This window comes from Mycobacterium scrofulaceum, assembly GCF_002086735.1.
GTDB classification, from domain to species: domain Bacteria; phylum Actinomycetota; class Actinomycetes; order Mycobacteriales; family Mycobacteriaceae; genus Mycobacterium; species Mycobacterium scrofulaceum.
Window position 1 is genome coordinate 44,826 of record NZ_MVIJ01000018.1, and the last position, 25,917, is coordinate 70,742.

Annotated in this window: 12 protein-coding genes and 1 pseudogene; 5 read left to right on the forward strand and 8 right to left on the reverse strand. The window is 69.4% G+C overall.

Annotated features, from left to right (window positions below):
• The first annotated feature begins 73 nt into the window (after positions 1-73).
• Positions 74-2,664 (forward strand): annotated as a pseudogene (lnt, locus tag BST44_RS13830) (apolipoprotein N-acyltransferase).
• A 10-nt stretch (positions 2,665-2,674) separates the two neighbouring features.
• On the opposite strand, the gene rbpA reads toward lnt, so the two are convergent.
• The gene (gene rbpA / locus BST44_RS13840; RefSeq protein WP_023364597.1) at positions 2,675-3,010 is read right to left on the reverse strand and encodes an RNA polymerase-binding protein RbpA; all 336 of its coding nucleotides are present in this window, start codon (positions 3,008-3,010) and stop codon (positions 2,675-2,677) included.
• Between the two features lie 183 nt (positions 3,011-3,193).
• Between rbpA and BST44_RS30650 the strand changes: the two genes are divergently transcribed.
• From BST44_RS30650 to BST44_RS13855, 3 genes are all read left to right on the forward strand, one after another.
• A complete protein-coding gene (locus BST44_RS30650; RefSeq protein WP_083177673.1) occupies positions 3,194-3,550 on the forward strand; it encodes a hypothetical protein in 357 nt (118 codons plus the stop codon).
• A gap of 338 nt (positions 3,551-3,888) precedes the next feature.
• Positions 3,889-16,425: a type I polyketide synthase gene (locus BST44_RS13850; RefSeq protein ID WP_083177718.1), complete on the forward strand. Its 12,537-nt coding sequence runs from the start codon at positions 3,889-3,891 to the stop codon at positions 16,423-16,425.
• 25 nt (positions 16,426-16,450) lie between these two features.
• Positions 16,451-19,081, forward strand: coding sequence for a sugar epimerase family protein (locus BST44_RS13855; protein ID WP_083177674.1), 2,631 nt, complete (start codon positions 16,451-16,453; stop codon positions 19,079-19,081).
• 115 nt (positions 19,082-19,196) lie between these two features.
• On the opposite strand, the gene BST44_RS13860 is transcribed toward BST44_RS13855, so the two are convergent.
• From BST44_RS13860 to BST44_RS13885, 7 genes are all read right to left on the reverse strand, one after another.
• Positions 19,197-19,628: a hypothetical protein gene (locus BST44_RS13860; protein ID WP_083177675.1), complete on the reverse strand. Its 432-nt coding sequence runs from the start codon at positions 19,626-19,628 to the stop codon at positions 19,197-19,199.
• Between the two features lie 19 nt (positions 19,629-19,647).
• Entirely contained in the window at positions 19,648-20,253 is a 606-nt protein-coding gene (locus BST44_RS13865) for a hypothetical protein (RefSeq protein ID WP_439330721.1), read from the reverse strand.
• Positions 20,254-20,342: 89 nt separating this feature from the next.
• Positions 20,343-20,471: a hypothetical protein gene (locus BST44_RS31325; protein WP_279628975.1), complete on the reverse strand. Its 129-nt coding sequence runs from the start codon at positions 20,469-20,471 to the stop codon at positions 20,343-20,345.
• Positions 20,472-20,487: 16 nt separating this feature from the next.
• Positions 20,488-21,297, reverse strand: a complete 810-nt coding sequence (locus BST44_RS13870; RefSeq protein ID WP_083177677.1) for a CbbQ/NirQ/NorQ/GpvN family protein — start codon at positions 21,295-21,297, stop codon at positions 20,488-20,490.
• On the reverse strand, positions 21,294-22,817 hold the full coding sequence (locus BST44_RS13875; RefSeq protein ID WP_083177678.1) for a nitric oxide reductase activation protein NorD: 1,524 nt from the start codon (positions 22,815-22,817) through the stop codon (positions 21,294-21,296). Before BST44_RS13875 ends, BST44_RS13870 begins: the two co-directional genes overlap by 4 nt.
• Positions 22,818-23,140: 323 nt before the next feature.
• Positions 23,141-23,788: a hypothetical protein gene (locus tag BST44_RS13880; protein WP_050790088.1), complete on the reverse strand. Its 648-nt coding sequence runs from the start codon at positions 23,786-23,788 to the stop codon at positions 23,141-23,143.
• Positions 23,789-24,269: 481 nt separating this feature from the next.
• Positions 24,270-24,869, reverse strand: a complete 600-nt coding sequence (locus BST44_RS13885) for a TetR/AcrR family transcriptional regulator (RefSeq protein WP_083177680.1) — start codon at positions 24,867-24,869, stop codon at positions 24,270-24,272.
• A 213-nt stretch (positions 24,870-25,082) separates the two neighbouring features.
• On the opposite strand from BST44_RS13885, the gene BST44_RS13890 reads away from it, so the two are divergent.
• Positions 25,083-25,871: an SDR family NAD(P)-dependent oxidoreductase gene (locus BST44_RS13890; RefSeq protein ID WP_083177681.1), complete on the forward strand. Its 789-nt coding sequence runs from the start codon at positions 25,083-25,085 to the stop codon at positions 25,869-25,871.
• Positions 25,872-25,917: the final 46 nt, after the last annotated feature.

Here is a 25,917-nt window from a genome sequence, read left to right on the forward strand (position 1 = left end):
GACCGTGCCGCGCCGGGCGGCCGCGGGACTGGGCGCCGCGGCGCGCGCCCGGCTGCCCGCCGTACGGTCCGCCATGGCGCCCCGGCTGAGCCGGTTGGCGTGCGCGGTGGCCGGCGGCGTGCTGCTGTTCGCCAGCTTCCCGTCGCTGAACTGGTGGTGGGGAGCGGTCGTGGCGGCCGCCTTGCTGGCCTGGGTGCTCAAGCATCCGGCGACCACGCCGGCGGGCGGCCTGGGTTACGGGTTCCTCTTCGGGCTGGCGTTCTACCTGCCGCTGCTGCCCTGGATCAGCCTGCTCGTGGGCGCCGTGCCGTGGGTGGTGCTGGCGATGACGTGCGCGCTGTTCCCCGCCCTGTTCGGGCTGTGCGCCGTGCTCGTGCGTGGGCTCCCCGGCTGGCCCGTGTGGTTCGCGCTGGTGTGGGCGGCTCAGGAGTGGCTGAAATCGCTCGTCCCGTTCGGCGGCTTTCCGTGGGGGTCGGTCGCATTCGGTCAGGCGCAGGGCCCCTTCTTGCCGTTGGCCCAACTCGGGGGGGCTGCGCTGCTCTCCACGGCGATCGTGCTCGTCGGGTTCAGCGCGACCGCCATCGAGCTGGAGATCGTCAAGTGGTGGCGCGCCGGCAGCCGGGCGCACCGCGGCGCCGACGAAGCGGCGCCGGTGGACGCGGCACCGCCCGCGGTGGTGTTGCCCGGCGTCTGCATCTGCCTGGTGTTGTTCGCGTCGGTTTTGGTCTGGCCGCAGGTGCGGCACGCCGGCACGGGGTCGGGCGGCGAGCCTTCGGTCACCATCGCGGTGGTGCAGGGCAACGTTCCGCGGCTCGGTCTCGACTTCAACGCGCAACGCCGGGCGGTCCTCGACAACCACGTCCGCGAGACGCTGCGGCTGGCGGAGGACGTCCGCGCGGGTCAGGCGCCGCAACCGCAATTCGTCGTCTGGCCGGAGGATTCCTCGGACATCGACCCGCTGGTCAACGTCGACGCCGCGCTGGAGATATCGCGGGCCGCGACCGCGGTCGGCGCGCCGATCATGATCGGCACCGTGGCGGAACTGCCCGGCAGCCCGCCGGAGAACCCTCAGTACACCAACACCATGATCGTGTGGAATCCGGCCACCGGGCCGGCCGACCGCCACGACAAGGAAATTGTGCAGCCCTTCGGCGAATACCTGCCGATGCCGTGGCTGTTCAGCCACCTTTCCGCGTACGCCGACCGCGCCGGCAACATGGTGCCCCGCCCGGGCCGGGACGTCGTGCACATCGCCGGGGTGCCGGTCGGCGTAGCCACCTGCTGGGAGGTGATCTTCGACCGCGTCCCGCGCAAAGCGGTTCTCAACGGCGCCCAGTTGCTGGCCGTGCCGAGCAACAACGCCACGTTCAACAAGACGATGAGCGAGCAGCAGCTGGGGTTCGCCAAGGTGCGGGCCGTCGAGCACGATCGATACGTGGTGGTCGCCGGCACCACCGGGATCAGCGCGGTGATCGCGCCGGACGGGGTCGAGCTGGTGCGCACGGACTTCTTCCAGCCGGATTACCTGGACATCCAGGTGCGCCTGAAGACCAGGCTGACGCCGGCCACGCGCTGGGGCCCGATGCTGCAATGGCTCCTGGTCGCGGCGGCCGGAGCGGCCATCCTGGCCGGGATACGGCACAATGGATGGTTCCCGCGTCCGATTCGTCGGAGGTCCGAACCCCCGGACGAATCCGAAAACGCCGGTAGGCCCACGGGCGACACCGCGCCCGATGACGAGGCTGACCCGGACAGTCCGCCCGGCGAGGGCGGGGACGAGGCTCCGCCGCAGCACGGCGGTGACTACACTCCGCCCCACGAGGGCGGCCGACCACCGTCGCGTGATTTCGGGCGACACAGAGGAGCTACATGACCACCGGCCAGCCGGCGCCCCGGGACTCGGGAAATCGTCCCAGCGAGCGCGTCCTGGTGATCATCCCCACCTACAACGAGCGGGAGAACCTGCCGGTGATCCACCGGCGGCTGAGAGAGGCGTGCCCCCACGTGCACCTGTTGATCGTCGACGACAGCAGCCCCGACGGCACGGGCGAGCTGGCCGAGGAACTCGCGGCCGCCGACGCGGGTCGCACCCACGTGATGCACCGCACCGCGAAGGACGGCCTGGGCGCGGCGTATCTGGCGGGCTTCGCCTGGGGCCTGAGCCGCGACTACTCGGTGTTGGTGGAAATGGATGCCGACGGCAGTCACGCGCCCGAGCAGCTGCACCGTCTCCTGGACGCGGTGGACACCGGGGCCGACCTGGCCATCGGCTCCCGCTACGTCGAGGGCGGATCGGTGCGCAATTGGCCGTGGCGACGCTGGGCCCTCTCCTGGACCGCCAACACCTACGCGCGGCTCGCGCTGGGCATCGGCGTCCACGACATCACCGCCGGCTACCGCGCCTACCGCCGCGAAGTCCTCGAGGCCATCGGTCTCGAAGCGGTGGATTCCAAGGGGTACTGCTTTCAGATCGACCTGACCTGGCGCACGGTGTGCAACGGTTTCGTCATCGCCGAGGTGCCCATCACCTTCACCGAGCGGGAACTCGGCGTCTCCAAGATGAGCGGATCGAACATCCGCGAGGCGCTGGTCAAGGTCACCAGGTGGGGCATCGAGGGCCGCAAGGCCCGCGTCGGCAGCCAGCGCGCCGACCATCGCACCTAACCGGCCGGGGTCAGCCGCGGCGGCGTGACCGGATGATTTCGAGCCGCTCCTTGAGCAGCTCTTCGAGTTCTTCGACGCTGCGGCGCTCGAGCAGCATGTCCCAGTGTGTGCGCGGCGGCTTCACCTTCTTCGGCTCGGGCAGGTCGCCCTCGATGAGGGTGCCTTCCATGCCGTTGCGGCACAGCCAGGTGCCGGGGATCTCGGCGTCGTCGGCGAACGGAACCTCGAACTCCTCGCCGTTTTCGGTGCGGTACCGCGCAATCTGGCGCGGTGCGAGGTCGTGGTTGCGGTCGGTCTCGTAGCTCACGGCTCCGAGGCGACTGCCCCTAAGAACGCGATCAGCCATGTTGCTACTCCTCTGGGTCTTCTGGACGTCTGTGTTCTGGACGGTCGGGCTGTAGTGCGATTCTGTCCGTTTGGCGAACGTCGCGGCGGCCTGCGTAGTTCCCGGCCGTGGGCAGCCGGCGTACGCGACGCGACCTTCAATGATACCGGGACCGCCCGGGAATCCCGACTAAAGTCGGCAGGCGTGAGCCGTCGCCCTCATCCGCAGCCGTGCCGTTGGTGCGGTCGAGACGTGTCCGACGCCGGGATGGGGCGTCGCCGCCAGTACTGCCGGCAGTCCTGCCGGCAGCGCGCCTACGAACAACGCGCCTCGTTGACCCGAGGCGGCGGGTCCGCGTTGGCGTTACCGCCCGACGCGGTGGTCCTGTCGGCCGACGACGCGGTCGACCTGTCCGACCGCGTCTACCAGGTGCGGTGCGCGGCCGAGGATGTCGCCACCGCCCTCGAAGAAGGGGCCCAGGCAACCGAACTTCGCGAATTGTGCGACGTGCTGATCCGCGCCGCCCGGGCGGCCGACGGCTGGCGCCGCGCGGGCGTCTGACCGGGCCTGACCACGATCGATGCACAGCCGGGTACAGTCTCGCCATGGAAGGCGCGTCCGTGGCATCCCGGTGTATCCGGGTCTCGAGGGGCCCCGATGCCCGCGGCCGCAACGGCGCGTTCCGCATCCCCGTCGACAAGGCGTGCCTCACGCCGAAGCCGGTCCTCCTGTAGCAGTCGGGAGCATCGGACGTTTTGAAATACCGTCAGAGTTGGCCATACTCACCAGCGACATTCTTGGGCCGGGAAGCCGCACGACATCGCATCGTGCAGCAACTTCCGTGACTCGGCGAGAGTCGCATCGGGGCAGCTGACGGCCAAGTTAGGCGAGAGGTAGTGGTGGTGGATCAACTCCAGCATGCGACCGAGGCGCTGCGCAAAGCGCTGGTTCAGGTCGAACGCCTGAAACGCACCAACCGCGCGCTGCTGGAGCGGTCGAGCGAACCCATAGCGATCGTCGGCATGTCCTGCCGCTTCCCCGGCGGCGTGGAGACGCCCGAGGACCTGTGGCAGATGGTGGCCGACGGCCGCGACGTGATCACCGACTTTCCCACCGATCGCGGCTGGGACCTGGCGAGCCTGTACGACCCGGACCCCGACGCGCGCCACAAGACGTACGCAAAGAGCGGCGGCTTCGTCGACGGCGTCGCCGACTTCGATCCGGCGTTCTTCGGCATCGCCCCGAGCGAGGCGCTCGCGATGGACCCTCAGCACCGGATGCTGCTGGAACTGTCCTGGGAGGCGCTGGAGCGGGGTGGGATCGACCCCAGCGGGCTGCGGGGCAGCGCGACCGGTGTCTTCGCCGGCCTGATCGTCCAGGGCTACGGCATGCTCGCCGAGGAGATCGAGGGCTACCGCCTGACGGGCATGACCTCCAGCGTCGCCTCCGGCCGGGTGTCGTACGTGCTCGGGCTCGAGGGCCCCGCGGTGTCGGTGGACACCGCGTGTTCGTCGTCGTTGGTGGCATTGCACATGGCGGTGCAGTCGCTGCGGTCGGGGGAGTGCGACCTGGCGCTGGCGGGCGGCGCGACCGTGAACGCCACCCCGACCGTTTTCGTCGAGTTCAGCCGCCACCGGGGCCTGGCTCCCGACGGCCGGTCCAAGGCGTACGCCGGGGCGGCCGACGGCGTCGGCTGGTCGGAGGGCGGTGCGATGCTGGTCGTCGAGCGGCTCTCGGACGCCCGGCGGTTGGGCCATCCGGTGCTGGCGCTGGTGCGCGGGTCGGCGGTCAACCAGGACGGCGCGTCCAACGGGCTGACCGCGCCCAATGGTCCCTCGCAGCAGCGGGTGGTGCGTGCCGCGCTGGCCAACGCCGGCCTGTCGGCCGCCGACGTGGACGTCGTGGAAGGCCACGGAACGGGCACCACGTTGGGCGACCCCATCGAGGCGCAGGCGTTGCTGGCGACCTACGGCCAAGAGAGGGCAGAGCCCGGGAAACAGCCGCTGTGGCTGGGGTCGATCAAGTCGAACATGGGTCATACCCAGGCCGCCGCGGGCGTGGCCGGTGTGATCAAGATGGTCCAGGCCATGCGCCACGAAATGTTGCCGGCGACACTGCATGTCGACGTGCCCAGCCCGCATGTCGATTGGTCGGCAGGATCGGTGTCGCTGCTGACCGAGTCGCAGCCCTGGCCGGCGAGCCGGGTGCAAAGAGCGGGCATCTCGTCGTTCGGGATCAGCGGCACCAACGCCCACGTCATCGTTGAGGCGGCCCCGGCGCCCGAGCCCTCCGAGGGCGGATCGAAGCCCGCGACGGTGCCGTGGGTGGTGTCGGCGAAGTCGTTGCCCGCCTTGCGGTCCCAGGCCGCCCGGCTGGCCGGGCATGTGCGCGGTCACGCCGAGCTCGATGTCGCCGACGTAGCCTGGACGCTGGCCGGCCGCGCGACGTTCGAGCACCGGGCCGTCGTCGTCGGCGGTGACCGGGATCGGTTGCTGGCCGGGCTGGACGAGTTGGCCGCTGACGACCCGGCCGGCACCGTCCTTCAGGGCAGCGCGGCGCCCGCGGGCAAGAACGTCTTCGTGTTCCCCGGCCAAGGCTCCCAGTGGCTGGGCATGGGCATCGAATTGCTGGACACCGCACCGGTATTCGCGCAGCAGATCGACGCGTGTGCGGAGGCGTTCGCGGAATTCGTCGACTGGTCGCTGATCGACGTCCTGCGCGGCGCCCCGGGCGCTCCGGGCCTGGATCGTGTGGACGTGGTGCAGCCGGTGCTGTTCGCGGTGATGGTGTCGCTGGCCGAGTTGTGGAAATCGGTCGGGGTCGGCCCGGACGCGGTGATCGGCCATTCGCAGGGGGAGATCGCCGCCGCGTACGTCGCGGGCGCGCTGTCCTTGCGCGACGCCGTGCGGGTGGTCACGCTGCGCAGCAAGTTGCTGCGGGCGCTGGCCCACTCCGGGGGCATGCTGTCGATCGCGTGCAGCACCGAGCGCGCGCGGGAACTGTTGGCCCCCTATGGAAATCGAGTGAGCATCGCGGCGGTCAACGGCCGTTCCGCGGTGGTGGTGTCGGGCGAAGTCGCCGCGCTGGAGGAACTCGTGGGGTTCTGCGCCGACCTGGAGCTGCGCACCCGCCGCATCGACGTGGACTACGCGTCGCACTCGGTCGAGGTCGAGGCCATCCGTGACGAGCTGGCCGGGGCCCTGGCCGGTATCGAGCCGCGTTCCTCGCGCGTCGCGTTCTTCTCGACGGTGACCGGAAGCCGTTTGGACACAGTAGGTTTGGATGCCGCGTACTGGTACCGCAACATCCGCCAGACCGTGCAGTTCGACCAGGCGGTACGCGCCGCATGCGAGCACGGGTACCGCACGTTCATCGAATCCAGCCCGCATCCCGCGCTGATCGCCGGCATCGAAGACACCTGCAGCGACTGCCTGGGGAGCTCCGCCGGCGACCCCGCGCCCATCGTGGTTCCCACCCTCGGCCGCAATGACGGCGGCCTCGAGCGGTTCCTGACCTCGGCCGCCGCCGCGTACGTGGCGGGCGTGAACGTGAATTGGCGTGGGGCGCTGGCGGGGGCGGGCTTCGTGGAGTTGCCCACGTACGCCTTCGACCGGCGCAGGTTCTGGCTCTCCGGTGAGGGCGTCGGGGCCGACGCCACCGGCCTCGGACTGGGCACCAGCGAGCACGCGTTGCTCAGCGCGGTGGTGGAGCTGCCCGCGTCGGACGGAGTGCTGCTGACCGGTCGGTTGTCGCCGAGCCTGCAGGGGTGGCTGGCCGACCACGCGGTCGCCGGCGCCGCGGTGTTCCCGGGCGCCGGGTTCGTGGAGTTGGCGATCCGGGCGGGCGACCAGGTCGGCTGCCCGGTGGTCGACGAACTGACGCTGCAGGCGCCCCTGATGCTGCCCGCATCGAGTTCGGTTGCCGTGCAAGTGGTCGTCGGTCCCGCCGAAGAATCGGGGCGGCGCGCGGTGTCGGTGTTTTCCCGCGTTGAGGCCGGTTCGGGGTGGGTCTGCCACGCGGAGGGCGTCCTGAGCTCGCGGTCGCTCGAGCCCGGCGCCGACCTGTCGGCGTGGCCGCCCGCGGGTGCGGTCGCCGTGGAAATGGCCGACGGCTACGACCGGCTGGCGGCGCAGGGGTACGGCTACGGCCCGGCGTTCAGGGGATTGACCGCGGCATGGGTCCGCGACGACGAGGTTTTCGCCGAGGTGCGGCTGCCGGACGCGGCGGGCGGCGCCGGCGGGTTCGGGGTGCACCCGGCGCTGCTCGACGCGGCGATGCACGCCGTCATCATTGCCCGCCAGGCGGCGGGACAGCCCGTCGACGTGATGCTGCCATTCTCGTGGCAGGACGTGTCGTTGCACGCCGCGGGGGCAACCGCCGTGCGGGCACGGATCGCGCCGAACCATCGCGGCGCACATGCCGACGGGGGGGCCGCAGCGATCTCGATCGAGCTCGCCGATGGGCTGGGCCTGCCGGTGTTGTCGGTGGGCGCGATGGTGGCCCGCCCGGTCAGCGAGCGGCAGCTGCGCGCCGCGGTGTCGAGCGCCGGCCCCGAGCGACTGTTCGAGCTGACCTGGTCGCCGGTCACTCCGTCGGCCGCCCCCGGTCCCGTCCCGTCGTACGAAATCTTGGAATCCGTTGCAAGCGAGCAGGATCCCGTCACCGCGACTTACCAGCGCACCCACCAGGCGCTGACCGCCGTGCAATCGTGGTTGACCGACCACGACTCCGGTGTGCTGATCGTGGCGACCCGCGGGGCCGTCGGATTGGCGGGGGAGGACGTCCGCGACCTGCCCGGCGCGGCGGTATGGGGTCTGGTGCGCTCGGCGCAGACGGAGCATCCCGGCCGCATCGTCCTGGTGGATTCCGATGTGCCCCTGGACGATCAGGCGGCCGCATCGGTGCTCGCGGCCGGTGAGCCGCAGGTCTTGCTGCGCAACGGTCAGGTCCACACCGCGCGGGTGCGGCCAAGCCGCGCCGTCGACGACCTGTTGACGCCTCCCGGCGACGGCCCCTGGCGATTGGGCATCGGCACCGCCGGTACCTTCGAAAACCTGCGGTTGGAGCCGGTTCCCAACGCCGGTGCGGCCTTGGAGCCCGGCCAGGTTCGGGTGGCGCTGCGCGCGATAGCCGCCAACTTCCGCGACATCATGATCACGCTCGGCATGTTCACCCACGACGCGTTGCTCGGCGGTGAAGGCGCCGGCGTGGTGACCGAAATCGGTCCGGGCGTCACCGAATTCGCCGTCGGCGACTCGGTTTACGGGTTCTTCCCCGACGGGAGCGGCACGCTGGTCGCCGGCGACGTCCGCCTGCTGCAGCCGATGCCGGCGGACTGGTCGTACGCCGAAGCCGCCGCCATCTCCGCCGTATTCACCACCGCGTACATGGCCTTCGTGCACCTGGCCGACGTGCAGCCCGGTCAGCGCGTGCTGGTGCACGCGGCCGCCGGCGGTGTCGGCATGGCCGCGGTCCAGTTGGGTCGGCACCTGGGGCTCGAGATCTTCGGGACGGCCAGCCGCGGCAAGTGGGACACGTTGCGCGCCATGGGCTTCGACGACGACCACATCTCGGACTCCCGCAGCCTCGAGTTCGAGGACAAGTTCCGCGCCGTCACCGGCGGGGCTGGGATGGATGTGGTGCTGGACTCGCTGGCCGGCGACTTCGTGGACGCCTCGCTGCGGCTGGTGACGCCCGGCGGCGTGTTCCTGGAGATGGGCAAGACCGACATCCGCGACCCGGGTGTGATCGCCGAGGAATACCCGGGCGTGCGCTACCGCGCCTTCGACCTCTTCGAACCCGGCCGCCCCCGGATGCACCAGTGGATGATCGAGCTGGCCGGGCTGTTCGACGCCGGCGTGCTGCGACCATTGCCGGTGACCACCTTCGACATCCGCCGCGCCCGCGCTGCGCTGCGCTACCTGAGCCAGGCCCGCCACGTCGGCAAGGTCGTCATGACCATGCCCGACGCCTGGGCGGCCGGCACCGTGTTGATCACCGGTGGCACCGGAATGGCGGGTGCGACGCTGGCGCGCCACCTGGTCACCGAACACGGTGCGCAGAACTTGGTGTTGCTGAGCCGCAGCGGGCCCGATGCGCCCGGATCAGCCGAGCTGATCGCCGAATTGGAGGAAGGCGGGGCACGGGTTCGCGCGGTCGCGTGCGACGCGGCCGACCCGGACGCGCTGGCCTCGGTGATAGCCGGCATTCCGGCCGGGCACCCGCTGACCGGGGTGATCCACGCCGCCGGTGTGCTCGACGACGCGGTAATCACGTCGTTGACCCCGGAGCGGGTGGATGCGGTGTTGCGCGCCAAGGTCGATGCGGCCTGGAACCTGCACGAGCTCACCCGCGGCCTCGACCTGTCGGTCTTCGTGATGTTCTCGTCGATGGCCGGGCTGGTGGGGTCGTCGGGCCAGGCCAATTACGCGGCGGCCAACAGCTTCCTGGACGGGCTGGCCGCGCATCGGCGGGCCCACGGGCTGCCGGCCGTCTCGCTGGCCTGGGGTTTGTGGGATCAGGCCAGCGCCATGACCGGCGGCCTGGACGCCGCCGACCTGGCCCGGCTCGGCCGCGACGGCATCTTGGCCCTGTCGTCGGGCGAGGCGATGGAATTGTTCGACACCGCACTGGTTGTCGACGAGCCGTTCATGGCGCCCGCTCGCATCGACCTGAACGCGCTGCGCGCCCACGCCGCCGCGGTGCCACCCATGTTCGCCGACCTGGTCAACGCCCCCGCGCGACGCCGGGTCGACGACTCGCTCGCGGCCGCAAAGTCGAAATCGGCTCTGGCGCACCGGTTGCACGGGCTGCCCGAAGCCGAACAGCACGCCGTGCTGCTGGACCTGGTGCGCTCGCACATCGCCACCGTTCTGGGTAACACCACGCCGGAGGCGGTCGACCCGGACAAGGCGTTCCAGGACCTGGGCTTCGATTCGCTGACCGCCGTGGAGATGCGTAACCGGCTGAAAACCGCGACCGGGCTGCCGCTTTCGCCCACCCTGATCTTCGATTACCCGACGCCCAACGGCCTGGCGGGCTACATCCGCAGCGAACTCGCCGGGGTGCCGCGGGAAGTCGGGCCCGCCCCGGTCGTCCGCGCCGCCGGCGACGACCCGATTGTGATCGTCGGCATGTCGTGCCGCTATCCGGGCGGGGTGAATTCCCCCGAGGACCTGTGGCAGATGCTCGTCGAGCGCCGAGACGTGCTCTCGGAGTTCCCCACCGACCGCGGCTGGGATCTGGCCGGCATCTACAACCCGGATCCCGACGTCCCGGGCACCTGCTACACCCGCATCGGTGGCTTCGTGGACGGTGTCGCGGACTTCGACCCCGCCTTCTTCGGCATCGCGCCGAGCGAGGCGCTGTCCATGGACCCGCAGCAGCGGATGTTCCTCGAGCTGTCATGGGAAGCCTTGGAACGGGCCGGGATCGAGCCCGGCGCCCTGCGCGGCAGCGCGACCGGGGTCTTCGCCGGTGTGTACACCCAGGGCTACGGGATGGGCGCTGCCCCGGCCGCGGAGGGCTTCCGCCTGACCGGCCAGTCGTCCAGCGTGGCGTCGGGGCGGGTGTCCTACGCGCTCGGCCTGGAGGGCCCGGCGGTGTCGGTGGACACGGCCTGCTCGTCGTCGCTGGTGGCCCTGCACATGGCCGCGCAGTCGCTGCGCTCGGGCGAGTGCGACCTGGCGCTGGCCGGCGGTGTCACCGTCAACGCCACGCCCGACATCTTCGTCGAGTTCAGCCGCATGCGCGGGCTTTCCGCGGACGGCCGGTGCAAGGCCTACGCGGGCGGCGCCGACGGCACCGGGTTCTCCGAAGGTGGCGGCATGCTCGTGGTGGAACGCCTCTCGGATGCGCAACGGCTGGGCCACCCCGTCCTGGCGGTGGTGCGGGGTTCGGCGATCAACCAGGACGGCGCCTCCAACGGGCTGACCGCGCCCAACGGTCCGTCGCAGCAGCGGGTGGTGCGCGCGGCGCTGGCGAACGCCGGATTGTCGGCGGCCGACGTTGACGCGGTCGAAGGCCACGGCACGGGAACGACATTGGGCGATCCCATCGAGGCCCAGGCGTTGTTGGCCACCTACGGGCAGGACCGCGCCGAGCCGCTGTTGCTCGGATCGATCAAGTCGAACATGGGGCACACGCAGGCCGCCGCCGGTGTGGCCGGCGTGATCAAGATGGTTTTGGCGATGCGGCATGCGATGTTGCCGGCGACCCTGCACGTCGACGAGCCCAGCCCGCACGTCGACTGGTCGATGGGTTCGGTCGCGCTGCTGACCGAGCCGCGGCCCTGGCAGCCCAACGGTCCGCGCCGCGCCGGCGTGTCGTCGTTCGGCATCAGCGGCACCAACGCGCACGTGATCATCGAGGCCGCGCCCGCCGAGCCCGCGCCGGTGCCGGAACGCAGGAACTTACCGATCATGCCGTGGGTGGTGTCGGCAAAGTCGTTGTCGGCGTTGGGCTCCCAAGCCGAGCGCCTCGCCGGGCATCTGCGCCGGCATGACGAGCTCGATGACACCGACGTGGCATGGTCGCTGGCGGGCCGATCCAACTTCGAGCACCGGGCCGTCGTGGTCGGTGGGGATCGCGAGCGGTTGCTCGCCGGCCTCGACGAGTTGGCTTCCGGCCAGGTCGGATCGGTCGTCCAGGGCACTGCCGCGTCCGGCGGCAAGACCGCCTTCGTCTTTCCCGGCCAGGGCGCTCAGGTCCTCGGCATGGGGATGGGCCTGCACGCCGCCTACCCGGTGTTCGCCGAGGCGTTCAACACCGTGGTCGCCGAGTTGGACCGGCACCTGCTGCGGCCCTTGCGGGAAGTCGTGTGGGGGCACGACGAAAACCTCCTGAACACCACCGAATTCGCCCAGCCGGCGTTGTTCGCGGTGGAAGTCGCCTTGTTCCGGTTGCTCGAGTCCTGGGGCATTCACCCCGACTTCGTGCTCGGTCACTCGATCGGTGAGCTGTCGGCCGCGCACGTCGCCGGGGTGTTGTCGCTGGAAAACGCGGCGGTGCTGGTGGCCGCCCGGGGCCGGTTCATGCAGGGCCTGCCCGAGGGCGGGGCAATGTTCGCGGTGCAGGCCACCGAAGAGGAGGTGCGGCCGCTGCTGGCGCGCTCCGAAGAGGCCAGCGTCGGCATCGCCGCCGTCAACGGACCTGCGTCGGTGGTCATCTCGGGCGCCGAGGACCAGGTGTCCGCGATCGCGGCCCAGCTGCGCGACGACGGCCGCCGCGTTCACCGGTTGGCGGTGTCGCACGCCTTCCACTCGCCGCTGATGGATCCGATGATCGACGAATTCGGCACGGTGGCAGCCGGACTCGCCCTCGGCAAACCGGCGATTCCGATCGTGTCGAACCTGACCGGGCAGCCGGCGGGCGACGACTTCGCGTCGCCGGGCTACTGGAAGCGGCACATCCGCGAAGCCGTGCGGTTCGCCGACAGCGTGCGCTTCGCGCACTCGGCCGGCGCGACCCGCTTCCTCGAGGTCGGCCCCGGCGGCGGGCTGACGGCATCGATCGAAGAGTCGCTCGCCGACGCCCCGATCGTCACCATGTCGGCGCTGCGCAAGGACCGCCCGGAACCGGTGACCCTGGTCAACGCGGTCGCGCAGGGATTCGTCGCCGGAATGGACGTCGACTGGCGCCGCGCCATCGGGCAAGCCAATTTCGTGGAGCTGCCCACCTACGCGTTCGAGCGGCGGAGGTTCTGGCTCGCCGGCGACGGCGCCACGGTCGACGCCGCGGGCCTGGGTTTGGTGCCCGGCGAGCACGCGCTGCTCGGTGCCGTGGTGGAACTGCCGTCGTCCGGCGGGGTGGTGCTGACCGGCCGGTTGTCACCCGGCACCCAGGGCTGGTTGGCCGACCATGCCGTCGGCGGCGTCGTGCTGTTCCCCGGCGCGGGATTCGTCGAACTGGCGATCCGCGCGGGCGACGAAGTGGGCTGCGGCGTGGTCGAGGAACTGAATCTGGCGGCGCCGCTGGTGCTGCCGGCCTCCGGGTCGGTCGCCGTGCAGGTCGTCGTGGGCGGCGCGGACGACGCCGGGACCCGCGCCGTGTCCGTCTTTTCGCGTGCCGACGCCGGTTCGGGTTGGTCGTTGCATGCCGAGGGGGTGCTGCGCGCGGGCTCGGTGCAGCCGAGCGCGGACCTGTCGGCGTGGCCGCCGATCGGTGCCGTCCCGGTCGACGTCGGCGACGGCTACGACCGCCTGGCCGACCGCGGCTACGGTTACGGGCCGGCGTTCCGCGGCCTGACCTCGATGTGGCGGCGCGGAGACGAGGTGTTCGCGGAAGTCGCCCTGCCCGCGGACAGCGGCGTCTCGGCGGCGGGGTTCGGTGTCCACCCGGTGATGCTCGACGCGGCACTGCACGCGGTGATCCTGACGTCCGACGGGGACGAGCTCCCCGAAGGTTCCATGCTGGTGCCGTTCTCCTGGCAGCAGATCTCGCTGCACGCGGCCGGCGCGACGGCGGTGCGCGCCCGGATCGTGCCGGTGAGCGATTCGGCGGTGTCGATCGAACTGGCGGACGGATTGGGCCTGCCGGTGCTGTCGGTGGGGTCGATGGTGGCCCGCCCCGTGACCGACCAGCAGCTGCTGGCGGCTGTGTCGAATTCCGGGCCGGACCGGCTCTTCGAAGTCATCTGGTCGGCCCAGCGATCGACGTCGGTGCCGCCGGTCACCGTTTCACGCTGGGGTGCAACGGCATTCGACGACACCGAGGCGCACCCCGCGGCGGTGGTGTTCGAGTCCGCGCCGGTGACCGAGGACGTCGTGGCCGAGGTGTATGCGGCGACGCGCGCGGTGCTACCGGTGCTGCAGTCCTGGCTCGCCCGTGACTCCGGCACGCTGGTCGTGGCCACCCGCGGCGCGATGGCGTTGCCGGGGGAGGACGTCACCGACCTTGCGGGTGCGGCGGTGTGGGGCCTGGTGCGTTCGGCGCAGACCGAGCACCCCGGGCGCATCGTGCTCGTCGACACCGACGGCCGGCTGGACGACGAGTCCGTGGCCGCCGCCTTGGCCGTCGGCGAGCCGCAGGTCGTGGTGCGCGGTTCGACGGTGTACACCGCGCGCGTGCATGGCAGTCGCGCCGTCGCCGGCCTGCTGGTGCCGCCGAGCGACGGGCCGTGGCGACTGGGCATGAGCAGTTCCGGCACGTTCGAGAACCTGCGAATGGAGCGCATCCCGGACGCCGACGCCCCGTTGGGGCCCGGGCAGGTGCGGGTGGCGGTGTCGGCGCTGGCCGCCAACTTCCGCGACGTGATGATCGCGCTCGGGCTGTACCCGGACCCCGACGCCGTCATGGGTATCGAGGCCTCCGGTGTGGTCGTGGAAACTGGCCCCAAAACCAGTACGGGCAGTGGGCGTTTCGCGGTCGGCGACCGCGTCATGGGCCTGTTCCCCGACGGCACCGGCACGATAGCCAGGACCGATGAGCGCCTGCTCGTCAAGATGCCCGCCGGCTGGTCGCCCACCGCGGCGGCCACCACCACGGTGGTCTTCGCCACGGCTTTCTACGCGCTGGTGGACCTGGCCGCCGCCAAGCGGGGCCAGCGGGTGCTGGTGCACGCCGCCGCGGGCGGCGTCGGAATGGCCGCGGTGCAGCTGGCCCGGCACCTCGGTCTGGAGGTGTTCGCCACCGCCAGCCGCGGCAAGTGGGACACGTTGCGGGCCATGGGCTTTGACGAGGACCACATCTCGGACTCGCGCAGCCTGGACTTCGAGGACAAGTTCCGGGCGGTGACCGGTGGGCGCGGCATGGACCTGGTGCTGGACTCGCTGTCCGGCGACTTCGTGGACGCCTCCCTGCGACTCGTCGCACCCGGCGGCGCGTTCCTGGAGATGGGCAAGACCGACATGCGTGAGCCCGACGCCGTGGCCAGGGAGCACCCCGGTGTGCGCTACCGCGCCTTCGACCTGTTCGAGGCCGGGCCGGACCGCATTGCACAGATACTCGACGAGCTGGCAGCCATGTTCGCCGACGACGTGCTACGGCCCCTGCCGGTGACCAGGTTTGACGTACGTCGCGCGCCCGCGGCGTTGCGGTATCTGAGCCAGGCCCGCCACGTCGGCAAGGTCGTCATGACCATGCCCGACGCCTGGGCGGCGGGCACCGTGTTGATCACCGGAGCCACCGGCATGGCCGGTTCGGCGTTGGCCCGCCACGTGGTGACCCGCCACGACGCGCGGAACCTGGTGTTGGTGAGCCGGCGCGGCCTGGACGCGCCGGGGGCCGCCGAGTTGGTGACGGAGCTCAACGCCGCGGGCGCCCAGGTGCAGGTGGTGGCCTGCGACGCCGCCGACCGCGAGGCGCTGGCCAAGGTGATCGCCGACATCCCGGTGCACCGGCCGCTGTCGGGGGTGATCCATGCGGCCGGCGTGCTCGACGACGCGGTGATCTCGTCGCTGACTCCGGAGCGGGTGGCGTCGGTGTTGCGGGCCAAGGTCGATGCGGCGTGGAACCTGCACGAGCTGACCCGCGACCTGGATGTGTCCGCGTTCGTGATGTTTTCGTCGATGGCGGGGTTGGCGGGAGCATCCGGCCAGGCCAACTACGCGGCCGCCAACTCCTTCCTGGACGGTCTGGCCGTGCACCGGCGTATGCATGGCCTGCCGGCGATGTCGCTGGCCTGGGGTCTGTGGGATCAGGCCAGCGCGATGACCGGTGCGCTCGGCTCCGCCGACCGCGCCCGGTTCGGCCGCGACGGAATCGTCGCGATGTCCTCCGACGAGGCGCTGGAACTGATGGACACCGCGCTCGTCGTCGACGAGCCGTTCCTGTTGCCCGCCCACATCGACCTTGCCGCCCTGCGGGTCAAGTTCGACGGCGGGACGTTGCCGCCGATGTTCGTCGACCTGATCAACGCGCCCACCCGGCGTCAGGTAGACGATTCGCTGGCCGCGGCGAAGTCGAAGTCGGCTCTGCTGCAGCGCCTCGAGGGGCTGCCGGAGGACGAGCAACAGGCCGTCCTGCTGGACCTGGTGCGCGCCAACATCGCCACCGTGCTCGGCAACTCCAGCCCCGAGTCCATCGATCCCGACCGGGCGTTCCAGGAATTGGGCTTCGACTCGCTGACCGCGGTCGAGATGCGCAACCGGCTGAAATCCGCCACCGGGCTGGCGCTGTCGCCCACGCTGATCTTCGACTACCCGAACTCCGCGGCGCTGGCCGGTTACATGCACCGCGAGCTCGTCGGGGCGGCCGAGCAACAGAGCCCGGCCGCCGCGCCCGGGGAAGCGGAGATCCAGCGCGCCGTGGGCTCGATTCCGGTCAAACGGCTGCGGCAGGCCGGGGTGCTGGAACTGTTGCTGGCGTTGGCGAACGAGGCCGACGGCAGTCGCACGGACGGACCATCGCCGGCCGCCGCGTTGACCGCGGAAAAGGACATCGCGGACATGGACCTCGAGGACCTGGTCAACGCGGCGCTGATGGACGACGACGAATAGCCATGACCTTGCGCGAGGGCACTCAGTGAGAATCGCCGTCACCGGGGCCGGTGGTGTGCTCGGCCGCGGGCTCACCGCCCGCCTGCTCAGCCAGGGCCACGACGTCATCGGGATCTCCCGTCACCGTCCCGAAAGCTGGCCGAGCGCGGCCGAATTCGTCGCAGCCGACATCCGCGACACCGACGTCGTCACCCGCGCCCTCGGTGGCGCGGACGTCGTCGCGCACCTGGCGTGGGCGAACAGCCCCGGACCCGGTGCCCGGGCCAGCGGGCAGGTGAACATCGACGGCACCCGCAACGTGCTGGCGGCGATGGCCGAGACTGGAGCCAGCAGGATCGTCTTCGCGTCGTCGGCGCAGGTGTACGGGGGCACAGAAGCGCCGAGAACCGAGCACGACGCGAGAATGCCGGTCAACGCCGAGGGCCGATACAAGGACCGGGTCGAGCAGATGCTGGAGGAATCGGACCTGGAATGGGTCGCGATCCGCTCCGCGCTGATCATCGGCCGAAGCGTCGACAACTGGGTGCGGCGGCTACTGGCGCTGCCGGTCTTTCCCGACGGGTCGGCCGACCGCCTCATGCAGGTCGTCCACCTCGACGACGCGCTTCGGCTCTTCAACCGGGCGATCGTGGACACCGAAATCGGCAGCGGCCCCGTCAATCTCGCCGCCCCGGGCGAGCTGACCTTCCGTCGGATCGCCGCGACGCTGGGACGCCCCGTCGTGCCGTTGGGCTTCGAGCTGCCCGAGCTGCAACTGGTGCACGGCGGCGCGTTCATGGATACCGCGCGGTTGCGGGAGCAGTGGGGATTCCGCCCGGCGTGGAACTCCAGCGAATGTGTCGAAGATTTCGCGCTCGCGGTGCGCGGCCGGGTCACCGTGGGCAAGCGGGTGGTGTCGCTGCCGTGGCGGATGGCCACCATCGGTGACCTTCCGACCGTCGATGCGCCGACCGAGGACGGGGTGAAGCCCGATTGGGCCGGCCCTCCCGGCGACAACGGGGAATTCGATACCCCGATCGATCCGCGCTTTCCGACGTTCCTGGCCACCAATCTGTCGGAGGCGCTGCCCGGCCCGTTCTCGCCGGCGTCGGCCTCGGCGACCGTGCGCGGGTTGCGCGCCGGTGGCGTGGCCATCGCCGAGCGGCTCCGCCCCGGGGGCATCGTTCAGCGCGAAATCGCCACCCGGACCGTCGCCGTCTTCGCCCACCGCCTCTACGGGGCCATCACGTCGGCGCATTACATGGCCGAAACCGTACCGTTTGCCAAACCGGCGACGATCGTCAGCAACAGCGGATTTTTCGGCCCCAGTATGGCGTCGTTGCCGATCTTCGGATCTGAGCGTCCACGCTCCGAAACCAGCCGGATCCGCAAGCAATTGCGGACAATCCGCAACATCGGGGTCTTCGGTGTCAACCTCGTCGGTCTGTCCGCGGGCTCGTCCAAGGACACCCACGAGTTCCTCGCCGACGTCGATCGCCTCGAGCGCCTCACCGACGACGTCACCGGGCTGGACGACCGTCGGCTGCTGAGCCTGATCTCGTTGGCGCGCGACGAGGTGGTGCACGGCTGGGTGCTGGCGTCGGCGTCGTTCATGCTGTGCGCGGCGTTCAACGTCCTGCTGCGCGGTTTGTGTGGACGTGACACCGCCGCGCCGGCGGGACCGGAATTGGTCAGTGCGCGATCGGTCGAGGCAATGCAGCGGTTGGTGGTGGCCGCGCAGCGCGATCCGAAAGTGACTGCGCTGCTGGCCGAACCGGGGGAGCGGCTGGGCAAGCTGGCTGTCGAGGCGCCGGAGTTTCACGCCGCCGTGCTGGCCGAGCTGGCGCTGATCGGGCATCGCGGCCCCGCCGAACTCGAGATGCGGTCGGTCAGCTACGCCGACGATCCCGAGTTGCTCGTCCGGATGGTGACCAGAGCGATGAGCGCCCCTGCGGCGCCTCAGCCGCAGCGCCCCCGTATCCCATTGCACGCCAAGCCCGTTGCCCAGTTTGCGGCGCGCCAGCTGCGCGACCGGGAAGCCCGTCGCGACAAGGTGGTGCGGGCCAATTGGGTGCTGCGCACCCTGATGCGCGAGTACGGGCGGCGGTTGGTGGAGTCCGGAATCGTCGACACCGCCGACGATGTGTTCTACCTGCTCGTCGACGAGCTCGATGCGCTGCCCGCCGATGTCGGGGCGCTGGTGGCCCGGCGCCGCGCCGAGCAACGCCGGCTGGCCGCCGTGGTTCCGCCGACGGTGTTCAGCGGGAGCTGGCAACCGACCACGACGACGCCGGCGGCTCTCACCAGTGGGGAAACCCTGCGCGGTGTCGGCGTCTGCGGGGGGAAGGTGCGTGGCCGGGTGCGCATCGTCCGGCCCGAGACCATCGACGACCTGCAGCCCGGCGAGATCCTTGTCGCGGAGGTCACCGACGTCGGCTACACCGCCGCGTTCTGCTATGCCGCGGCCGTGGTGACCGAGTTGGGCGGCCCGATGTCGCACGCCGCGGTGGTGGCCCGGGAATTCGGGTTCCCGTGCGTGGTGGACGTGCAGGGAGCCACCCGAAGTCTGCCGCCGGGTGCGCTCGTCGAAGTCGACGGCACGACAGGCGAGATTCACGTACTGGAGGTGGCGCCGGCGGACGGCCAACCGCTTCCCGCGGACGGGCATACTCACTAAAAAATGCTGCGCGGCAACACATTCCATGTTAGGGGCCGGTCGAACACCGGCAAATCGGCCTCCGGCTGATCGGCACAGGGCCGGCCGCCCGTTGTCCACGGAACGACCCGTTCGGTCACGGGTGCGGCGCCGAATGCTGTTGGGCGGCTTGACGGGCGAGCCGGTCGTCGTGGATCCTGACCAGTTCGCGGAACCCGAGCCGGTGGTACTTCGGTATCGGCTGGATGCCCCACACGTCCTGCGCGGTGGCCTTGCCCTCAGCGCCTTCCGGAGGCCCGAAGGGCGGGTACGGGTACTTGCACTCCAGGGTGTCGTTGGAGTATCGAATCTTGAGCAATTCGCTGCAGATCTGCGTGAGGCTGAGCGTGGGGTAGCCGTAGTAGACGGCCATGAACGGCAACGTGAATGCGCCTTCGATCACCAGTGCCACCAGGCATACCAGGACGGCCCGTTTGATCCATTTGTGCATGCGCGCGTAGTAGGGCGTGGTCCCCGGCTCGAGATCCGCGGTCGCGGCTCGTTCTTCGGTGGGGGATGAGGCGGTCATGGCAGGCGCTCCTTAGGACCTAGTCGGTGAAGATTTCGCGGTTGACGGTGTGCAGGTAGGGGATGGCCAGGAACGGGGTGATGTAGAAGATGTCGTAGAGCCACCAGCCGACGACCGGGAAAACGACTCCGGCGTAACGCACGTCGGCGAACATGGTCATGTTGAAGACGTAGGCGGACCAGATCACCACGCCCATCCAGCAGGTGACGACCATCCACTGATGACCCCACCGCTTCATCTGTAAGAATCCGATCGCCGCGGCGACCCGCATGGAGAACACCGTGAGGATCAAGCCCGCCACGTAGGCCTTCTCGCCGGGTCCCGCGGCGCCGCCGACCCAGAGCTCGTTGTAATGCCAGAAATAACCGGCGTCGAACATGTTGCCCCAGCCGACCATCAGCACCCGGTTGATCAAGGTGTGGTTGGCGACCAGGTCCAGGGCCCAGCCGAGGCTGTTGAGCATTCCGTCGATCAGGACCAGATAGCCGATCAGCGTCACGATCATCGGCCGGACCGACAGGCCGGCGCGCAGCGCCTGGCGCTGCAGCCATACCCCGCGCATGAAGATGGGAAATCCGATCAGCCCCGGTGCCCACATGCCCATCAACGCGGCGCCGACGATCATCCACTTGTCGGCGCGGCGCTGCGCCTGGCGGGACGCGTCGTGGTGATCGTCCAGGCTGACCGAACTTGCTGGCTGCGCGACAACGGGTTTCACAAATCCCACCACCCGCGGGCGAACGACATGTACAGCTGGATTCCGAACATCACGAGCAGGTAGCCGTAGATGAACAGCTGAAAGACGATGAGCGCCCTCTTGCGCTTCCTCTCCTGCTGGTCCATGCCGTCAGTTCCTTTCCTAGGGGCGTGCACTCGGGGCGTCCGCGGTGGCCAGGCTGGCCACCGCCACTTCACGTAGGCCGTCGGTGACCGCGCCATCGAGGCTCAGCGGCGCGAGGATGCAAGCCTCCGCCGCGTCCAATTCACTTGCGCCGGAGGCGATCAGATGGGCGGCGGTGACCAGCACCCTGGTCGACGGCGGCTCGAAGTGGAAGGCTTCGTCGGCTGTGCGGATCGCGACCGCGCATCCGACCAACCGCTGCGCCGTGGCGACGGGGATTCCGGCCTCGGCGACGATCACCTCGGCCTCGCGTTCGGGCGGCAGATACCTCATCGCGAGTGTGACGAACCGCTGCCGGAAGGACGGTTTGAGCTCCTTGAGCGAGCTGCGATATGCCGGGTTGTACGAACACACCAGCATGAAGGCGTCCGGTGCCGTCACGACTTCACCGGCTCGGTCCAGGTACAGCGATCGCCGGTGATCGGTGAGCGAATGCAGGATGGCCAACGAGTCGTGGCGGGCTTCGACGACTTCGTCGAGGTAGCAGATCGCGCCGGCCTTGACGGCGCGGGTCAGCGGGCCGTCGGTCCAGACCACGTCGCCGCCGGTGACCATGAAGCGGCCGACGAGGTCCGAGCTGGTCAGGTCGTCGTGGCAACTGATGGTGACGACGGGCCGTTGCAACAGCAGGCCCATGTGCTCGACGAAACGCGTCTTGCCGCACCCGGTCGGGCCCGTGAGCATCACCGGCGTGCGCTGGCGGAAGGCCTGCTCGAACAGCTGGACTTCGTTGCCGTTTGCGAAATACGTGTCGGTGGTGGCACTCATGCGGCAACCAGTTCGCGATGGACATGAGCCAACACCCGCGGAAGCTCCTCTACGCGTCGGATCCGTTGGAATCGGCGGGGCCCGAACACCTCCGGAAGGGGATCGACGCGGACCGGCCCCACGCCGACGTAATACATCGACACCCCCGCGTCGTTGGCCTCCTCGACGGCGTGCGCGGCGTCCGCCCAGGCGTAGCGGCCCTCATACCCTTCGTCGGAGAGCAGGCCGTCGCCGATGACGATCAGCAGCCGCCGCTCGGATGCCTGCGCGAGCAGCCGGCTGGTCAAATGTCGCAGCGGCGCGCCGAGCCTGGTGTATCCGCGGGTGGACAGCCCGAGCCCACTGGGCGCGACCAGCCGGCGATCTTCGAAATCCTTCAGGCAATGTACTTCGACGCGGTGGCGGGTGTTGCCGGTGAACGCGAAGACGCCGTGTCGCTCCCGGGCAAGTGTCATGGCGCGGGAAAGCGCATCGGCGCAGGCCAATTCCAGATGAAAGATTCGCCCGCCGTGCACCCCCAGCGACGAACTGCCGTCAAGCAGCACCGCGGTGGTGACGTCGCGGCCGCTGGGCAGCAAATCGCGAAATATCCTCGGCTCCTTGGCCTCGCCGGTGGCCAGGTCGATGTAGTGGCTGACGTATTGGTCGACATCGAGGTCGGAGCCGTCCTCGAGGCGGTTCGCCATCCCACGGTGGGTGTGTTCTTCGAACCACTTGCGCACATCGACGACCACGGGGACGACACCGCGCGTGCGCCGGGCGTCCGCGCGCTCGACCACGGCGACGTGGTCGCGCATGAACTGCCGTGTCCACATGTTCCATTCCGGATACGGAATCCCGGGCCGGTGCTCGGGGGTCACGTCGAAATCGTTGTCCTGCGGCCGGCTTGGCGGCGGGAGATTGGGATTACGGACGCCGCCGTCGCCGCCAACGGGAACCGAGTACGGCCGTGGCAGCCGCTTTTGCGCGGTGGTCCAGGGCATCCTGCCGAAGCTCCGGCGCAACCGGTCGGCCAAGCCCTGCGGCGCCGTGAATGCCAGCGGCAAGGTGCCCAGCAGCGGATGGACCGTCAATGTCTGGTCGGTGGCGGCCAACGCGATTGCCCGGTTGAGCATTTCCACGGCGGTCAGGTCGCCGGCTTCGGTGTGCAGGTCCGGTAGCAGGCGTCGCGCCTCGGGGAGCAGGCCCGGCCAACGCGAGGCCAGCCAACCGAGGGCGACCCCGGCTTCGACAACGCCGAGGGCGCGCAATTCTCGACCGGACAACTCGTTCAGCCGATATTCGGTGATCCGATCCTTGGACGGTGAACATTGCAGGGCCACACCGCATGTCAGGGCCCTGCGCGTCCAATCGCACAGCGGCGGGTAGGGGACATGAACGAACGTCAGCGCCGCGTTCAGGCCGAACCGGCGCCGGTCGCCGGTGACCAGCCGGGCGCCCTCACGACGTCGCTCGCTCAGCGCGACCGCTGTGACCGAGCAACTCCGCTCCAGCGCCATTGCGTGGGAGTCTTCAGGCATTGGCCGAATCCAACGAGTCCGGACGGTCTATGTCGGCGGTCAGAACGTCCCGATGTTGGAGAACAGCCAGTACCAGAACCAGATGATCAGTCCGGTGCCGCCCCACGCGGCGACATACCGAAGGATCTCCCAAACATAAGCCACGATTTGACCTCCTTGGTGACGCGCTCTTGGCCAAGCGATGCGCGACTTGGGCTTTCGGTGTGCCCGGGCCGGCAGGGTGTCGAAGTACTCCCTGCCGCAGAGGAATCCCTCCGGGGCGATCGGACGGTCGGTCGGGATTGGGCCGACGATGTGCGTCTGCGAACGGCGCGTGCGGCATGTCAGTCGGAGAAGAGTTCGCGGTTGACGGTGTGCAGGTAGGGGATGGCCAGGAAGGGGGTGATGTAGAAGATGTCGTAGAGCCACCAGCCGACGACCGGCAGCACCACGCCGGCGAAGCGCACGTCGGCGAACATGGTCATGTTGAAGACGTAGCCGATCCAGATCACCACGCCCATCCAGCAGGTGACCACCATCCACTGATGGCCCCAGCGTTTCATCTGCAGGAAGCCGATGGCGGCGGCGATGCGCATCGTGAAGACGGTCAGGATGAGGCCCACTTCCCACGCCTTTTCGCCCGGACCGGCCGCCCCGCCGACCCACAGCTCGTTGTAGTGCCAGAAATAGCCGGCGTCGAACATGTTGCCCCAGCCGTTCAGCAGCACGCGGGCCAGCAGTGTGTGGTTTGCCACCAGGTCGAGCGCCCAGCCCACGGTGTTGATGGCCGCGTCGATGATGACCAGATAGCCCAGCAGCGTGACCAGCATTGGCCGCACCGAGAGACCGTCTCGTAGGGCCCGGCGCAGCAGTCGGACGCCCCAGAGAAACAACGGCAAGCCGAAGACGCCCAGGGCCGCGGTGCCGATCAGGAGGCTGCCGGAGATAAGCCATTTGTCGGCCCGACGCTGCGCCAAGTGCGACCGTTCCATGTGCTCGTCGATGGTCAGGCCGGCCGAAGGGCGGGTGGAGCGGGCGTCGGTGCCGGCATTGTGCTGGCCCAGCTTCGGCGGATTCACGACAACCCCCCCGTCATCGACGCTGATTGGATCGGCGTCTGCACTATAACAGGCTGACTACAGTCAGCATAAGGTCGGATGTGAGGTGCGCCGAGGTGGGCTCACATACGGTGCAGGTCCGGCATATTCGATACCGCAGGCCAGCTATCGGCGACAATCTGCAAAACGGCGGTCGACCACATGTCTTGTTGCCGACCAGGTAACTGACACAAGTCAGGTGTTTCGGCGTTGACACACCGATCGGCGGACGCCCACGCTCAGCGAGCGCCCCGCCGTCGCGGCCGCCCCGCGAACGCCATTTCCGCCGTCTGCGAGGCCCCGCCGGGCTTCATGTCCCACAAGGAACTTGGGCTCATGCCGCTCCGCGGCGTGATACGCCCCTGACGCGCCCGCCTCAGGCCCGCATACTCCGCAACGTCCGCGCGACGTAATCCTCCAACAGCGCGCGGCCGGTCGGCCAGTGATTGGTCGTGATCAACAAGGAGTAGAGGCCGAGAAGGAAGAACACGGCACTGTTCATCGGGCTGACGTCGGGATCGATCTCGCCGCGCTCCTGCGCCCGACCGATCTCCTCGGCGACCAGCACGATCAGGGGGTGATCCCTGCCGTCTTCAGTGGGCGGCCGCGTCTGCGAGAAGTGCAGCGCGAGAAAGTCATTGAAGAGCAGATCGCCCAGCCGGCGTTCCAATCCGATCACCAGCCGGACCGCCTCGTTGAGCGCGGAAGCAAGATCGTGCTTGGACTTCAAGAACTGGGCGAACTGCTTGGCGATGCGGTCCTCTTCGCGGCGCTCGAGTTCCAGCAGCACATGCTCCTTGGTGGGGAAGTGGAAGAAGAAGGTCCCGTGGGCGACGCCGGCGGCGGCCACGATGGCGCCGACGTCGGCCTCGGCCATCCCGGCGCGGGCGAACTCCGCGATCGCGGCGCCCATCAATCGCTCCCTGGTCTGCAGCCGCTTCGCTTCTCGTGCCGAGAGTCGGTCCGTCACAGCCATTTCATTCCTCACAAGTTGACCTGACTCCTGCATGAGTTCCAGGACTACGATGCCAAGTATGCCGCGCTTCCGTCAGAAAGGCTGCAATACTTGGCCGTTCTTTGGGTCGCTCCTGCCATCCCCAGGCCCCGAATCCGCAGAGTCGTTGACTTTAGTCAGTGCGATTCATAGATTGAACGGCGCACCAGTCACACGCGGCCGAAGGAGCCCAGGATGGCCTTGGAGCAGTTCCGGTTGGACGGACAGGTCGCGATCGTCACCGGCGCGGGGAGGGGTGTCGGGGCGGGCATCGCCCGGGTGTTGGCGGAGGCCGGGGTCACGGTGGTCGGGACCGCCCGAACCGAAGCGGACATCGTGGGCACGATTGAGGCTATCGAGGCGGCGGGCGGCAAGGGGCTGGCGCTCGTAGCCGACGCAATCAGTCGTCCGGACGGAGAACGGGTCGTCAACACCGCCATGGAGCGTTTCGGCCGCATCGACATCCTCGTCAACAACGTCGGCGGGTCGGCCTACGCGCGATTTCTGGATATCACCGACGAGGATTTCCGGCACACGTTCGACTGGTGTGTGACCTCCGCGTTCATCATGAGCCAACTCGTGGCGCCCCAGATGCTCGACGCCGGAAATGGTTCCATCATCAACATCTCCTCGGGCTCGGCACGGTTCGGCATCCGGGCGCTCACCGCGTATTGCGTCGCGAAGGGCGGGCTGGAAGCGCTTACCCGCGCGATGGCACAGGAACTCGCGCCGAAGATTCGCGTCAACGCCATCGCCCTGGGTTCGTTCGCCACCGACGGCCTGAAGGGCAGCCTGGACCTGATGCCCGGGTCGCTGGAGAAGATGCAAGAGGCCACCCCGCTGCACCGGCTCGGTGACGTCGAAGACCTCGGGCGACTCGCGGTGTACCTCTGCACACGCGATTGTTACGCGACCAACGCGATCTTCCACGTCGACGGCGGCATCGACTCGAACAATTCACCTTTGCCGATACCCGATTACTGACCTGCGCTCCGCGTCAACGCGTCATGATGGGTCGCAGCACCGCTGG